The 13585-nt window shown below is 49.2% G+C and carries 13 protein-coding genes, 1 tRNA gene and 4 pseudogenes; 8 read left to right on the forward strand and 10 right to left on the reverse strand.

Translation table 11 applies throughout. From position 1 onward, the window contains the following. Positions 1-128 precede the first annotated feature (128 nt). Positions 129-242: pseudogene (locus ACRPFF_RS03690) on the reverse strand (TSUP family transporter); the annotation flags it as partial. Positions 243-396: 154 nt separating this feature from the next. Between ACRPFF_RS03690 and ACRPFF_RS03695 the strand changes: the two are divergent. Then, positions 397-741, forward strand: a pseudogene (locus tag ACRPFF_RS03695) (helix-turn-helix transcriptional regulator); the annotation flags it as partial. On the opposite strand, the pseudogene ACRPFF_RS03700 reads toward ACRPFF_RS03695, so the two are convergent. Then, a pseudogene (locus ACRPFF_RS03700) lies at positions 719-1276 on the reverse strand (YbhB/YbcL family Raf kinase inhibitor-like protein). The pseudogenes ACRPFF_RS03695 and ACRPFF_RS03700 sit on opposite strands and share 23 nt — an antisense overlap. A 253-nt stretch (positions 1277-1529) precedes the next feature. Between ACRPFF_RS03700 and ACRPFF_RS03705 the strand changes: the two are divergent. The 4 genes from ACRPFF_RS03705 (at position 1530) to smpB (ending at position 4247) form a co-directional block, all read left to right on the forward strand. Next, positions 1530-2339, forward strand: coding sequence for a methylated-DNA--[protein]-cysteine S-methyltransferase (locus ACRPFF_RS03705; RefSeq protein WP_432673848.1), 810 nt, complete (start codon positions 1530-1532; stop codon positions 2337-2339). Between the two features lie 190 nt (positions 2340-2529). Further along, a tRNA-Asn gene (locus tag ACRPFF_RS03710) sits at positions 2530-2605 on the forward strand. 130 nt (positions 2606-2735) lie between these two features. Next, entirely contained in the window at positions 2736-3746 is a 1011-nt protein-coding gene (gene waaF, locus ACRPFF_RS03715; protein WP_432673820.1) for a lipopolysaccharide heptosyltransferase II, read from the forward strand. A gap of 54 nt (positions 3747-3800) precedes the next feature. Beyond that, entirely contained in the window at positions 3801-4247 is a 447-nt protein-coding gene (gene smpB / locus ACRPFF_RS03720; protein WP_432673821.1) for an SsrA-binding protein SmpB, read from the forward strand. A gap of 104 nt (positions 4248-4351) precedes the next feature. On the opposite strand, the gene ACRPFF_RS03725 is transcribed toward smpB, so the two are convergent. The 4 genes from ACRPFF_RS03725 to ACRPFF_RS03740 form a co-directional block, all read right to left on the reverse strand. Next, entirely contained in the window at positions 4352-4582 is a 231-nt protein-coding gene (locus ACRPFF_RS03725) for a hypothetical protein (RefSeq protein WP_411712312.1), read from the reverse strand. A gap of 90 nt (positions 4583-4672) precedes the next feature. Then, positions 4673-5179, reverse strand: a complete 507-nt coding sequence (locus tag ACRPFF_RS03730) for a YfbM family protein (protein ID WP_432673822.1) — start codon at positions 5177-5179, stop codon at positions 4673-4675. Between the two features lie 34 nt (positions 5180-5213). Beyond that, complete coding sequence (locus tag ACRPFF_RS03735; RefSeq protein WP_432673823.1) at positions 5214-6581, reverse strand: FAD-binding oxidoreductase; 1368 nt, start codon at positions 6579-6581, stop codon at positions 5214-5216. A 106-nt stretch (positions 6582-6687) separates the two neighbouring features. Next, positions 6688-6939, reverse strand: coding sequence for a hypothetical protein (locus tag ACRPFF_RS03740; RefSeq protein ID WP_101127447.1), 252 nt, complete (start codon positions 6937-6939; stop codon positions 6688-6690). Between the two features lie 474 nt (positions 6940-7413). On the opposite strand from ACRPFF_RS03740, the gene ACRPFF_RS03745 reads away from it, so the two are divergent. Both ACRPFF_RS03745 and hpnC read left to right on the forward strand, forming a co-directional pair. Next, the gene (locus ACRPFF_RS03745; protein ID WP_308028501.1) at positions 7414-7896 is read left to right on the forward strand and encodes an FKBP-type peptidyl-prolyl cis-trans isomerase; all 483 of its coding nucleotides are present in this window, start codon (positions 7414-7416) and stop codon (positions 7894-7896) included. Positions 7897-7982: 86 nt separating this feature from the next. Then, positions 7983-8795 carry a squalene synthase HpnC gene (gene hpnC / locus ACRPFF_RS03750; protein ID WP_432673824.1) on the forward strand — a complete coding sequence of 271 codons (813 nt, stop codon included), beginning with the start codon at positions 7983-7985 and terminating at the stop codon, positions 8793-8795. A gap of 79 nt (positions 8796-8874) precedes the next feature. Here the strand turns inward: hpnC and ACRPFF_RS03755 are convergent, their stop codons facing one another. Then, positions 8875-9345, reverse strand: a complete 471-nt coding sequence (locus ACRPFF_RS03755; RefSeq protein ID WP_432673825.1) for a DUF1841 family protein — start codon at positions 9343-9345, stop codon at positions 8875-8877. An 86-nt stretch (positions 9346-9431) separates the two neighbouring features. Here ACRPFF_RS03755 and dsbD point away from each other — a divergent pair, with 86 nt between their 5' ends. After that, positions 9432-11267 carry a protein-disulfide reductase DsbD gene (gene dsbD / locus ACRPFF_RS03760; protein ID WP_432673826.1) on the forward strand — a complete coding sequence of 612 codons (1836 nt, stop codon included), beginning with the start codon at positions 9432-9434 and terminating at the stop codon, positions 11265-11267. Positions 11268-11524: 257 nt separating this feature from the next. Here dsbD and ACRPFF_RS03765 read toward each other — a convergent pair. The 3 genes and pseudogenes from ACRPFF_RS03765 to ACRPFF_RS03775 form a co-directional block, all read right to left on the reverse strand. After that, a pseudogene (locus ACRPFF_RS03765) lies at positions 11525-11713 on the reverse strand (RHS repeat-associated core domain-containing protein); the annotation flags it as partial. 12 nt (positions 11714-11725) lie between these two features. Continuing rightward, positions 11726-12082, reverse strand: coding sequence for a hypothetical protein (locus tag ACRPFF_RS03770; protein WP_250314191.1), 357 nt, complete (start codon positions 12080-12082; stop codon positions 11726-11728). A gap of 219 nt (positions 12083-12301) precedes the next feature. Beyond that, positions 12302-13498, reverse strand: a complete 1197-nt coding sequence (locus tag ACRPFF_RS03775; protein ID WP_250314190.1) for an acetate kinase — start codon at positions 13496-13498, stop codon at positions 12302-12304. Positions 13499-13585 lie beyond the last annotated feature (87 nt).

The following is a 13585-nucleotide window of genomic DNA, read 5'->3' on the forward strand; positions in this document are numbered from 1 at the left end:
TTCTGCTCATTTGTCTCTTCCATCCTATCGGCAAATATGCCGTAAAACACAATCAGTAAATTTTTCCCAGTATAACATTTGCGGTACGGATAGGCGAATACGNCAATCAGAAACCGCGTAGATCAGACTGCCAACAAGAGTGCAGGCAGCGTAATCAAACCACCCCCGCCCGCAATCGCATCGATAAATCCGGCGATCATCGCAACCAAACCCAAAGCGAGTATTATGTATAAATCTTCCATGTTTCTTATCCTGTTACTTGCGCCAATACAGGATTATCTTCTCCTATTAGATTAAACTTATTTCAGACAACCTTTCCAATAAGGCAAGGTCGTCTGAAATCCTCAGCTTTGCATACCGAAATAAAGAACAAACTGCTATTGCATTCTTCAATCTGTCCGCAAACTGATTACCGCCGATATGGCTGCGGACTGGTCGTCGGCGATGCTGGCGCAGCGGCTTAATTGCAGCGAGGCCGCGTTGCGGCGGCGGTTGGCGCGACAGGACACGAATTTCCGTACGCTGCTGACGGATGTACGCATGATGCGCGCGCTGACGCTGTTGCAGGTTACGCAATGGCCTGTGGCACAGATTGCCGGCGCGGTCGGCTATGACTGCCCGTCCCGTTTCAGCGCGCGCTTCAAAGAGCGGTTCGGTTGCGTACCGTCGGCGGTCCGCTCGGAAGCGGAGCAGGCGGCATATCGGCGCACGGGGCAGGTCAGCGTCGGTGTTCGACCGTGAATTTCGCTTCGCCCAAGCTGTTTGCCTTAGTGAAGAAACCGACCAGCGCGGGTGTGGATTCAGCGGTGATGTTCGGCAGCTTGGCGACTTTTAGCGCGGTGAGCGTGAATTCGTAGCGGTGTTTCCTGCCTTCGGGCGGACACGCGCCGCCGTAGCCCGGGGTGCCGAAGTCCGTGCGGGTTTGCAGCGCGCCTTTGGGCAACCTGCCGTCTTGCGCGGTAATGCCTGCGGGCAGGCGGCGGACATCGGCGGGAATGTCGGCGACCACCCAGTGCATCCAGCCCAGGCCGGTCGGCGCGTCTTTATCGTAAACGGTCAGGACGAAACTTTTTGTCCCTGCGGGCGGGTTTTACCACGACAGCGCGGGCGAAGCATTGCCGCCCGAACAGCCGAAGCCGTAAGGCGCGCTCAAAAGCTGGTTTTGTGTGAAGCCGCCGTTTTTGGACGGGTTGTCGAATTGCAGCGTGAATACGCCCCCGGCAAAGGCAGCGGTTGAAAAAGCCAGCAGTACGGCGGAGAGGATGCGGGTTTGCATAGATGATTCCTTTGCTTGATGAATAAGTGGATTCATTATAGGCTGTCAACGGCGGCAGGAATGTGCCGAAACGGTTGGATGATGTGCCGAAATGCGCAAATGCAAAAATTGTGGTTTCAGACGACCCTTTGCAGGNCGTCTGAAGTCTTTAATTCCTTTCCCTGATGCTTTGGAAATATCGCATATTTAGACATTGCCGCAACCCGACCCTCAAGGTTTCCGCCTCAGCCTGTTCCTACGCCGGCGTGCGGGAATGGCGGAAATCGGGGATTTTGCCGTCAAATCCATGATAGAGATACGGAGCAAACGAATGATTACCCTGCCTTCCTTAAACAATCTGCCGTCAAAATGGGATGAAATCCGCCATTGGCTCGAAACCCAAGTTTTTGAGTGCGAAGTTATGCCGTATCCCAATCTGACGGAACNCGAAGCCAAGCAGTTCGAGCAGGATTTTATCGACTGTATCGGCTGCACGCCCGAAGAATATGTCCGCATCCACCGCGCCATCCGTCTGTTGGAAGCGCGTTATCCCGACAGCTTGAACGAACTGACCTCCGCCGCCATTGCCACGCCTTTGGGCGAGATGTTGGCGGTGTTTGGAAATAAGGGATTGTGTCTGCTGGAATTTGTCGGACAGAAGCATTTGGAACAGGAAATTGCCGCCGTCCAGAAAGCCTTGCGCGGACTGTTTGTGTTTCGGGAGGATGAGTGGACGCAACTTTTGCGGCAGGAATTGGATTTGTATTTCCAATGCCGTCTGAAAACTTTTGCCACGCCCTTGGAAATGATTGGTACGGCGTTTCAAAAGCAGGCATGGGACGCACTTTTGGCGATTCCTTACGGCGAAACGCGCAGTTATAAGGAGCAGGCGCAGCGTTTGGGCAACCCCAAAGCCGTCCGCGCCGTTGCCGCCGCCAACGGGCAGAACAAAGTGTCCATTCTGATTCCCTGCCACCGCGTCATCGGCAGCGACGGCAAACTGACCGGCTACGCGGGCGGTTTGAACCGCAAACAGTTTTTACTGGCTTTGGAACGCGCCGAAGTTCAGACGGCATTGTTTTAAGCGGGGAAATGTAGAACGGTTCACTGGGCTTAAATATGGTGTGATGACGGCTGTGGAAATTCATACAACGGCAATCCTTTTAAGGCATCGGTCTTAATGTCTTTCTGATTCATATGCTTGTCGTTTTGTCGCCCATTTTTCCAAAATTAAGGATTGACACATTTTTTGCGGACGCTATAATACGCCCCATTCCCCGATAGCTCAGTCGGTAGAGCGACGGACTGTTAATCCGCAGGTCCCTGGTTCGAGCCCAGGTCGGGGAGCCAAAATTCTAAAGCCTGAACATGATTGTTCAGGCTTTTTCATATTTGCACGTCCGGCGTTCGGAATGCGGCGAGATAGGTTTTCCAACGGTTTCGCGGTAAAATTCCGCCTGTCTGATTTCGGTTTCTTGTTATGTCCATCAAAATCCTGATTATTTCCCCCAGTTGGATAGGCGACTGTGTGATGACCCAGCCCTTGTTCCGCCGTTTGAAGGAACTTCACCCCGGTTGCACGATTGATGTGTTCGCACCGAAGTGGTCGATGGCGGTGTTTGAGCGTATGCCTGAAGTGAATGAGATTCTTGAAAATCCGTTCGGACACGGTGCGTTGGAGTTGAAACGCCGTTGGCGGGTCGGCAGGGAGTTGGGACGGCGCGGATACGACAGGGTTATCGTGTTGCCGGGTTCTTTGAAGTCGGCAGTCATCGCGCTGGCAACGGGCATCGGAAAAAGAACGGGTTATGTCGGCGAAAGCCGTTATTTTCTGTTGAACGATATACGCAGGCTGGATAAGGAACGTCTGCCTTTGATGGTGGACAGATATACGGCTCTCGCGCATCAGAGTCAGGAAGATTTTGACGGGCATTCGGGATTCCCCGAGTTTTCCATTGATGAACGGCGGCGGGAAATTTCTGTCGAAACTTTCGGTTTGAATCTTGGAAAGCCTGTTCTGGCTTTTTGTCCGGGTGCGGAATTCGGACCGGCAAAGCGTTGGCCGGCAAAGCATTTTGCCGAGTTGGGCAAACATTATTCGGCGGCGGGTTGGCAGGTTTGGCTGTTCGGTTCGCAAAAAGATGATGAAATCGCCGAGGAAATCAACCGCCTTTCAGACGGCATATGTGTGAATTTATGCGGTAAGACCGATTTGTCTCAGGCAATGGACTTGTTGTCGTTGGCAGATACGGTTGTGTGTAACGACAGCGGGCTGATGCACTTGGCGGCAGCTTTGGGCAGGAGGGTAGTGGCGGTTTACGGTTCTTCCAGCCCGACGCATACGCCGCCTTTAAGCGATAAGGCAAAAATCGTCAGTCTGCACTTGGAATGTTCGCCCTGTTTCAAACGGGAATGTCCGTTGGGGCATACCGACTGCCTCAACAGGCTGTATCCCGAGAAGATTGTGCAGGCGGTTGAAGAGGCGGTATGATGGCTTCTGTTTTCGGATTTATACCGTCTGACGGCGGATATTGATAGGATGTTTATGGCTATTGCGAACAATAAAAAAGCATTTCACGATTTTTTCATTGAAGACCGGATTGAAGCCGGTTTGGTATTGGAAGGCTGGGAAGTTAAAGCAATCCGCGCCGCGCGCGTACAGCTTAAAGAGAGTTATATTTATTGGAAAAAAGATGCGTTTTATCTGGTCGGCTGCCATATTACCGCGTTGCCCACAGCCTCGACACACATCAAACCTGATGCCACACGCCCGCGCAAGCTGTTGTTAAAACAATTGGAAATCAACAAATTAATCGGAAAAACCGAACGTGCCGGTTACACTATCGTGCCGCTGGATTTGCATTTTTTGCGCGGAAAAATCAAGATGGAAATCGGTTTGGCAAAAGGTAAGAAACAGCACGACAAACGCCAGAGTATGAAAGAGGCGGATTGGAAACGCGAGAAACAGCGGTTGATTAAGCATACGCGCTGATGGGGGATGCGGTTTCAGACGGCATTTGAACAATGCCGTCTGACGGTCGTTTGGACAATGGTGTTGAAATACGAAACGGAAAAACAGGGCGGTTGCCCTGTTTTCTATTTGCGTAAAAGATGCGGATGACGGGAAGCGGAAAAACGGAAATGCCCGTCTTTGGCGAAATCGTAAACGTTGCTGACTGCCCTGATATGGTGGGGTGATTCTTTTCCTTGTTTTAGACGTTCGCGCGCTATTCTCCGTAATTTCCGGTTGGCAAGGCGTTTGTCCTGTTTTTCGCTGACTGCCGTGGTTATAGGGGAAAAGGGGTGTTTTCTGTAACTTTTACTCATGATGGTCTCCCAGGTTGAAATACCTAGGTTTCCTTGAGTGCGATTCCGTACTTTGTCTTCATCAAAGTTTCTGTGATGTTTGAAATATATTTAGTAAATGCTGACCAGTACATTGCTATTTGAATGCCGGGCGGTTTTGTAAAAATTGCCGATTTTGTAAAAGTAGTCGGTAATTTCTTCTTTTATATCATCAATTTCATCTTCATAATCCCAAATGTCGGGGTAGATATGATGCTCTTTGCACACCTGCATACTGAAATGCTCCATTGCGCTTTTTATGTCGAAGCCTTCCAAAGCTGAGACGATTTCATGGATTTGGGCGGATTCGATATAAGCGGCGTATCCGTCGCCGTCCGAAATGGGTGCCGTTCCGACGATTGATTCGGATAACAGATTGCCCTTTAAGGGATTTTCTGCANTTGTTCCGGTCAGTATAAAATGCAAAACATCCCACATTTTATCGATGTCGAGACAGACGGCAGCCTCATCCTCCAAATCTTCCAGTTCTTCAAACAATTCCTGCCATTCGGTATCGGTGTTTTTAAGCAAAGCCAGTTTTTCATTATCGACCAGTTGATAGGTTGCTGTCATTCCCATGATATTTCCTATAATTTCATTTTAAATCAGTTATTTATGGAAGAAGTTTGCCCGGGTTCATGATGTTATATGGATCAAGGTGTTGTTTGATGCTTTTCATCAGGGCGATTTCGGCAGGGGTGCGTACTTTGTCCAGCCACTGTTTTTTGATGATACCTATGCCGTGTTCTGCGGCAACTGTACCATTGCAGGCAAGAACGTTGCAATAGACTGTGCTGTTGATGTCGTTTTCGTAACGATAGACTTCATTGCTGAGGATTTCGGGAAGGAAAGTATTGTAGTGCAGGCTGCCGTCGCCCAGATGTCCGAAGCAGACGATTTGTATGCCTTTGAAATTCTGTTCCAAATCTTTGGCGCACCGGCGGACAAAGTCGGCAACGCGCCCGATGGGGACGGCAATATCGTGTTTAATGCTGGTTCCCAGTTTGCGTTGTGAAGCGGAGATGTTTTCGCGCAACGCCCACATATTGATACGTTCTTGTTCGCTTTGTGCCAATACGCTGTCGGTAAAGCCTTTTTCGTACAGGAACTCGGCAAGTTGTCCGTCAAGGTTGCTGTTTGGCAGAGAGTCGGTCAACTCAAGTAAAATATGCCATTCTGAATGTGTCGGCAGGGGGAGTTTGCTGAATTCGGAAGACAACTCGGCGGCAAAACGGCTGATCAGCTCAAAACTACATAGGCGTTCGGCAAAGTGTGCTTGGGTTTCGGTCAGCAGGCGGACGGCGGATTCGATGTCGGGTATGCCGACCCATGCGGTTGCTTTGTCTAAGGGGCGGGCAAACAGCTTGAGCGTGGCTGCAGTGATAATGCCCAATGTACCTTCGCTNCCGATAAACAGATGGCGCAGGTCGTAGCCGGTGGTGTTTTTATGCAGGGGATGGAGATGGGAAACTAGCTCGCCGTTGGGGAGGACGACTTCCAAACCGATAACCAGGTCGCGCATCGTGCCGTAACGCAATACGTTCAAACCTCCGGCATTGCAGGCGATGTTCCCCCCGATTTGACAGGAGCCTTCGCTAGCAAGACTGAGCGGGAACAGACGGTTGGCAGCTTCTGCCGTTTGTTGTACGGTTTTAAGGACCGTACCTGCTTCGACGGTTATGCAGTTGTCTGACAAATTGATGCTGCGGATGCGGTTGAGTTTGGAAAGGTTCAGCAATACGCCGTTTTCCGATACTGCCGCGCCGCACAAACCGGTATTGCCGCCTTGAGGAGTTACCGAAATATGGTGTTGGTGGCAAAAGCGCATTATGGTTTGAACGCTTTCAACGCTGCGCGGCTGCAAAATGATGTCTGGTGCAGACGTAAAACGGTTGCGTTGATCTTTTAAAAGTATCGGGGAAGGCTCAATGATTTCGTCTGCCGGAAGGAGTTGGGAAAATTCGGTATGCAGGTCAATCATGTTTTTGGGAAAAAGAGTGGAGATTGAGAAATAGGATTAAATGCGTCTGGAAAATTAAAAAAGCAGGATACGCAAAGTATCCTGCTTTTTTGCAAGCAGAAAATGCTTATTTTGCAGCTTCAGAAGCAGGAGCTTCAGAAGCAGCAGCCTCGGCAGCAGGAGCTTCAGCAGCAGGAGCCTCGGAAGCAGCAGCTTCGGCAGCAGGGGCTTCAGCGGCAGGAGCCTCGGAAGCAGGAGCTTCAGAAGCAGCGGCTTCAGAGGCAGGAGCTTCGGAAGCAGGAGCTTCAGCAGCTTTTTCTCCGCCGCAGGCGGCCAGAGCCAAAGACAACAAAGCAGCAGCAAACAGGGATTTTTTCATTTTAGTAACCTTTAAAATCAATTTAAATTATTGAAACAAACCGGTCTTCATTGACCGTACTACAAACTGGGTTGGAAATTCATTGCTGAATTTCGCGTAATTATGCACCATGAAATAAGGGATTGCAATGTCGTAAAAATGCTAAGTAAAGATTGAATGAAAAGTTTTTAGGTAGGGAGAGTGATAAATCCTGTAAAACAACTGCCTCATTGAAAGCCTGATGGTCAGGAATATTATATAGATTGATATAATTCAGTATGTNGTATGATTTATCGGGGCATGACAAGGGGAGTGGCGGATGAAAAGAGCGGTATTTATTCCATGTTGCGTAAAAACAACATGATAATAAAATAACAGAACTTTACATTTTGACGGACGGAGAATAGTCTGTGAATAGGTTAATGGTAATCGACGGGGGAGGGGGTTATGTTAGAATTCGCCTGTAATCAATCTGCTGTCCCTGAAAGGATAAATATGGCTATCGTGAAAAATTCCGTCGTTTCTCTGCATTATGAAATGTATGATGTCAACAATCAGCTTCTGGATAAGACTGAAGAACCGATTGTGTATTTACATGGTGGTTATGACGGTATTTTCCCTTTGGTGGAAGAGGCGTTGCACGGCAAGGATGTCGGCGATACGGTAGATGTGGTGCTTTCGCCAGATGATGCGTTCGGCGAGCAGGATCCGGAGTTGGTCCGTATCGAAGATGTCGGCGTGTTCCCTGTGGAGGTCGAAGTCGGCATGATGTTTGAAGCCGACGATCCGGAAACCGGCGAAGTTATTATCTACCGTGTAACCGATGTTGCCGACGGCAAGGCGGTGGTAGACGGCAACCATCCTTTGGCCGGTATGAAGATACGCTTTAAGGCAACGGTTGAAAGTGTGCGCGATGCATCTGATGAGGAAATCGCACACGGACATGTCCATGGTCCGCACGGTCATCACCATCATTGATTTGCCGGCAACTTGTCGATATTGGATGCCGTTTGAAAATGGTTTGCTCCGTTTCAGACGGCATTTTTCCGTATGGGGGTTAAATTATGTCGGTTGGGCATTATGAGAATTTTCCTGTCGGCTCATTGATTTTGCCGCGCAGGTTAAGAAAGCCGGTCCATGCTGTATATGCGTTTGCACGGACTGCGGACGATATGGCGGATGAGGGGGATTTTCCGATTGAGGAGAGGTTGGAAAATTTGGACGTATTGCGGCGCGAGTTGGATGTGTTGGCATTTGGTGGACAGTCTGCACATCCTTTGATTGCCCGATTGGATGCCGAGGCAGTTACACCGTTTGGTTTGGATTTACAGCCGTTTTATGATTTGCTTTCTGCATTTTCTCAGGATGTGGTTAAAACAAGGTATGAAAATTTCGGCGAACTGGTCGATTATTGCCGGCGTTCTGCCAATCCTGTCGGACGCATCATGTTGGCCTTATACGGAAAAACAGATGCGGTGAGCGTGGCGCAAAGCGACGGTATCTGCACGGCTTTGCAGCTTGTGAATTTTTGGCAGGATGTGGCTGTCGATTGGCGTAAAGGGCGTGTCTATATCCCTCAGGACGATTTGCTGAAATTTGGTGTTGCTGAAGAACAGATTGCGGCAGGCAGGGCGGATGCGGCGTTTCAACGTCTGATGGCCTTCCAATGCCGACGCGCATTCCGTATGCTGAGGGCCGGTTCCCCCTTGGCAAAGGAATTAAAGGGGCGTATCGGTTTGGAACTTCGTATGATTGTGTTGGGTGCGCAGATGATTTTGCAGAAACTGGATGCATGTCGATATGATGTGTTTGCCCAGCGTCCCCTTTTGGACAAGAAAGATTGGCTGATTATGTTGAAACGTGCGGTATGGCGATAAGGCGGCATATTCAAACCGATATGCCGTCTGAAAAGGTCTGTTCGGTTTCAGACGGCATATTGTAACCGGTTCGATGCTCCTAGGAGATTTCGTGAGGGTTGGGTCTGGCATTGTCTTCAGCCCCCAAGCCGACAAGCCTGCGTAACCTGGTCATGTAGGCGTTGACATCCAATCCCGTTCCGTAGCGTTGCGCCGTCCATAAGGTTTCTGCCAAGGCCTCCATCATGTCGTGTTCGGCTTTGAGCCAGCCGTTTTTGGCACACAATGTTTTATGGATGGTACGTATCCCGTGCGGTTGGTCTATGCCTGCTTGTTCTTGGATGGAAAGGTGCAGCGACATGTGAAGAAACGGGTTGCTTTCTCCGTTTTCCGGCAGCCAGCAGGTATCCAGATGGTTTTCGATATGTTCGAGGTAACGGTGGTATTCGGGGTGTGCCTCGATAATGCGAAGAGCCTTTTGTTCTAATGCGCTCAGCTGTAACGGGCGGAGGCGGTGTTCCCATACTTTGGCGAAAAATCGGCGGACATCGTGTGTATTTACATCATACATGGCGTATTATCAGGTAGGGTGTTTATAGGTTTGATCAATGGTGGTTTTACATAAATTAAATTCAGCAGTCAACCGCACCCTATATAATGTCGGAAACTTATCTGTCCGAAACGGGCTTAGTTATGAAAAAACTGATTTACTTTTTTACCTTATTTTTCGTTTTGTGCGGTCAGGCTTTTGCGCTGGACGCGAACGATTTGTTACCGCCGGAAAAGGCATTTGTGCCTCAGGTCAGCGTGGCGGATGATGGTGTAAACGTCCGCTTCAAGATTGCCGACGGATACTATATGTATCAGGCAAAAATTATCGCGCAAACCGATCCCGCAGGTTTGTTGGGTCAGCCTTCGTTTGGCAAGGGCGAGGAAAAAGAAGATGAGTTTTTCGGCAAACAGACGGTTTTTCATCAAGAGGCTCTGGTTTCCTTCCCATATACCAAACCTGTCGGCAAGCCGTATAAATTGGTCTTGACCTATCAAGGGTGTGCGGAAGCAGGTGTATGCTATCCGCCTGTAGATACGGAACTCGACATTTCCGGCAACGGTGTTTATCAGGCTCAGAGTGATGAACCTGTATCGGCAAAAGACCGGTTTCTGCAAAAAGAACCTTCAGGCGGTGAGCGTTCTACAAGTCCGAAAAATACTCCGGACAGCAGCCGTTTCAAACTGTCTTGGGATACGCTCAACGCCAATCTTTTGGCGTTTTTTCTCGCCGGTTTGGGCCTGAGCTTTACCGCCTGTATGTATCCTTTGCTTCCGATTGTTTCCAGTATCGTGGTCGGGGATAAAAAGGCGAGCAAGGCGCGGGCATTGGCATTGACTGTCGTTTATGTTCAGGGGTTGGCGTTGACTTACACATTGGTCGGTATTGTTGCCGGACTGACGGGCGCGCTGCTGACAGTTTGGTTGCAGCAGGCTTGGGTGGTGTTGGCGGCATCGGCTTTAATGGTCATATTGGCGTTGTCCATGTTCGGCATGTTCAATATCCAACTGCCCAATGCCGTACAGTCATATTTTCAGAATCAAAGCAGTAGGCTTTCCGGCGGCAAGATAGTATCCGTTTTCGTAATGGGCATATTGTCCGCACTGATTGTCGGCCCGTGTGTCGCTCCGCCGCTGGCATTTGCTTTGGGTTACATCGGTCAGACGGGTGATGCGGTCCTCGGCGGTTTGGCACTTTATGTCTTGGCACTCGGTACCGGCGTACCGTTGATTATTATCGGAACATTCGGCGGACACATCCTCCCTAAAGCAGGCGACTGGATGAATGCCATCAAATACGCTTTCGGCTTTATCCTTTTGGCTGTAGCGGTTTATCTTGCCACACCGCATCTGCCTTATTATCTGGTGGTGGTGCTTTACACCCTTTTGATGCTGGTTCCGGCCTTTATGCTTTTGGGTAACGGACGCAAGCAGAAATGCCGTCTGAAAGCAGCGGCGTATGCATTTGGGGGCGTATTGTTGATAGGAGGCGCATGGTTTGGCTGGCAGAGTGCAAATGGAAAAACGACTGCACTTCACCATTTTCTGACGCTCAATCCGCCGTCTGAAACAGGCAACCCTGCCGAACATGGAAAAATGTTTACCGATGTTGCGGCACTGAAAGTTGCAATGGCAGATGCATTGAAAGAATATCCCGATAAACCGGTTATCTTGGATTTTTATGCGGACTGGTGTATTTCCTGTAAAGAAATGGCGGCATATACACTCAATCAGCCGGAAGTCCATCAGGCAGTCGATATGGGACGATTCTTCCAAATCGATGTAACTGCCAACACGCCGGATCATCAGGCATTATTGAAAGAATACGGATTGTTCGGGCCGCCGGGTGTATTTGTCGTCCGCGCGGACGGCAGCCACAGCGAACCGCTGTTGGGGTTTGTCAAAGCAGACAAGTTTATCGAGTGGTATGAACGGAACCGTTAATCCGATTTTTAAAATGCCGTCTGAAATTTCAGACGGCATTTTATTTGGCAGGGCAATGCCTGCTATACACATGGAAACCGCCTGAAGATGTGAAAATTTTGTGTATAAGCCGGTTTGTCATTTGAAAATAAAGCAGAAAAAATAATTGATGGAAAAATAAGCAGTCAAGAGTAAACACAGGAAGTGTTTGCCGGTGTGTGTACCTTTTGTGGATAAATATCTTAAGAATATGTATTTTATAGAAAATAACGGGTTGATTAAAAAGTAGTCAGCTGCACGGTTTGAATGGGTGCCGAATTTTTAATACATTTTAGGCCAAATGGATCAAGAAAATCTAAAGGATTTTGGACATAAAAATACGGCGTGCTAGCACCTTCTAATCCAATCGGATCAGAATTTAGGTAACAAGCCGTTTCAGGATTATAGTAACGGAAACGGTTATACGCTAAGCCGTTTTCTTAGTTTTCTAAGCTTAAATTACCTGATTTCCATTCACTTAAAATAGTCTCGGCATCAAGTCCAAATATATCTGAAGTATTAGCTATTTCTGCTAATTTTTCTTGGCTAATTTCTGAAAAATTTTTACTAAATAATAAATAACTTGCAGCCCAATTTATGACGGAGCTTGACTTGCTATGTAACAAGACTTCTAAACTATCTATTTTATCAATAGAAAGAAGATAATTTTTAGCACTAACTATTTTCTTATAGCTACTGTTAGCTAATTTGTAGTTTCCTTCCAACGTTGCTTTTCCATGTATATCAGAATACTTTTCAAAATACTGAATAGCTTGAGATATATTATTAAACTTCATATTCCTACTCCTAAAATTTCTAACCAAATCGTTCAAGAGCTTTAATACCGTATTGATACTGTTCATTAAAATTTTTATTTTTCAACCAGTCTCTAACTCTCATAGATGTTCCACGACTAAGTGCCGATACCTTGAAGCCATCAAGTGTGTATTGTTTGGGCATTAGGGTAGAAAAAAACTGCCTCTGTTTCCAGAGGCAGTTTGCGTGCGGATTGAATCTTACAAACCGCTCAAGCGAGCGGTATCGTGTGCAATCATCAATTCTTCATTGGTCGGAATCACAACGGCAACGGCCGTGCTGTCGGCAGTCGTAATTACGCCTGCGTTACCGAAGCGTGCCTTCAGGTTGGCCTCGTGGTCGGCTTTCAGACCGAGAAAGCCCAAGTAGCCGAGTACGCGCTCGCGGATGATTTCGGAGTTTTCGCCGATACCGCCGGTGAAGACGAGTACGTCCAGACCACCGGCAGCCACAGCCATGCTGCCGATGTATTTGGCGAGGCGGTAGATGAAGACGTCCAGGGCGAGTTTCGCGCCGGGATGGCCTTTACCGGATTCTTCTTCGATAGTGCGGCAGTCGTTGGACAGACCGGACAAACCGAGCAGGCCGGATTTTTTGTTCAGCATCTCGGTTACTTCTTTGACGGACATGTCGGCATTATCGGCTAGGAAACCGAATACGGCAGGATCGATGTCGCCGCTGCGCGTACCCATTACGAGACCTTCCAGCGGTGTCAGACCCATGCTGGTGTCGCGTGATTCGCCGTTGGCGACGGCGGTAATGGATGCGCCGTTACCCAGGTGGGCGATGACCATGCGCAGGTCTTTTTTGTCTTTGCCGAGGAAGCGTGCGGTTTCGTCGGCAACGAAGCGGTAGCTGGTACCGTGCGCGCCGTAGCGGCGCAGGCCGTATTTTTCATAGTATTCTTGCGGAATGGCGTATTTGTAGGCGTGTTCCGGCATGGTTTGGTGGAAGGCAGTGTCGAAAACGACGACGTTGGGCAGGCCTTTGAAAATGCTTTGTGCGGCACGCAGACCCAAGAGGTGGGCGGGGTTGTGCAGAGGAGCGAGCGGGATGCATTTTTCGATGCCGGCAATGACTTCGTCGTCAACGAGGATGGATTCGCTGTACAGCTCGCCGCCGCTGACGACGCGATGGCCGATGGCACCGATGCGGCTGTCGAGGCCGTGGGCTTTGAGTTCTTCCATCAGGGCTTCGACTGCGCCGGTGTGGTCGGGCTTGGCAGACAGGTCGACTTTGTGTTTTTCGCCGTTTACTTTGAATGTGATGTACGCGTCGGGCAGGTTGAGTTTTTCGGCAAGGCAGCTGAGCAGGACTTCGCCGCTATTGTTATCTAAGACTGCACCTTTGAGGGACGAGCTGCCGCAGTTCAAAACCAAGATTAATTTTTGGGACATTTTCTAACTCCGGAAAGTTTCAGACGGCATGGGGGTCGGACCCGGATACTAACCAAGTCCCGTGCCGAATCCGTTTTGCTTTCCTTG

It is taken from the genome of Neisseria sp. SLRRB23 (assembly GCF_050896295.1).
Taxonomy (GTDB): Bacteria; Pseudomonadota; Gammaproteobacteria; order Burkholderiales; family Neisseriaceae; genus Neisseria.

Bases quoted from the DNA above. Each gene is read 5' to 3' on its own strand.
- ACRPFF_RS03745 (WP_308028501.1), top strand. From the start codon at position 7,414: ATGGCTATCGTGAAAAATTCCGTCGTTTCTCTGCATTATGAAATGTAT.
- waaF (WP_432673820.1), top strand. From the start codon at position 2,736: ATGTCCATCAAAATCCTGATTATTTCCCCCAGTTGGATAGGCGACTGT.
- hpnC (WP_432673824.1), top strand. From the start codon at position 7,983: ATGTCGGTTGGGCATTATGAGAATTTTCCTGTCGGCTCATTGATTTTG.
- dsbD (WP_432673826.1), top strand. From the start codon at position 9,432: ATGTCGGAAACTTATCTGTCCGAAACGGGCTTAGTTATGAAAAAACTG.
- ACRPFF_RS03755 (WP_432673825.1), bottom strand. From the start codon at position 9,345: ATGTATGATGTAAATACACACGATGTCCGCCGATTTTTCGCCAAAGTA.
- ACRPFF_RS03740 (WP_101127447.1), bottom strand. From the start codon at position 6,939: ATGAAAAAATCCCTGTTTGCTGCTGCTTTGTTGTCTTTGGCTCTGGCC.
- ACRPFF_RS03725 (WP_411712312.1), bottom strand. From the start codon at position 4,582: ATGAGTAAAAGTTACAGAAAACACCCCTTTTCCCCTATAACCACGGCA.
- smpB (WP_432673821.1), top strand. From the start codon at position 3,801: ATGGCTATTGCGAACAATAAAAAAGCATTTCACGATTTTTTCATTGAA.
- ACRPFF_RS03775 (WP_250314190.1), bottom strand. From the start codon at position 13,498: ATGTCCCAAAAATTAATCTTGGTTTTGAACTGCGGCAGCTCGTCCCTC.
- ACRPFF_RS03770 (WP_250314191.1), bottom strand. From the start codon at position 12,082: ATGAAGTTTAATAATATATCTCAAGCTATTCAGTATTTTGAAAAGTAT.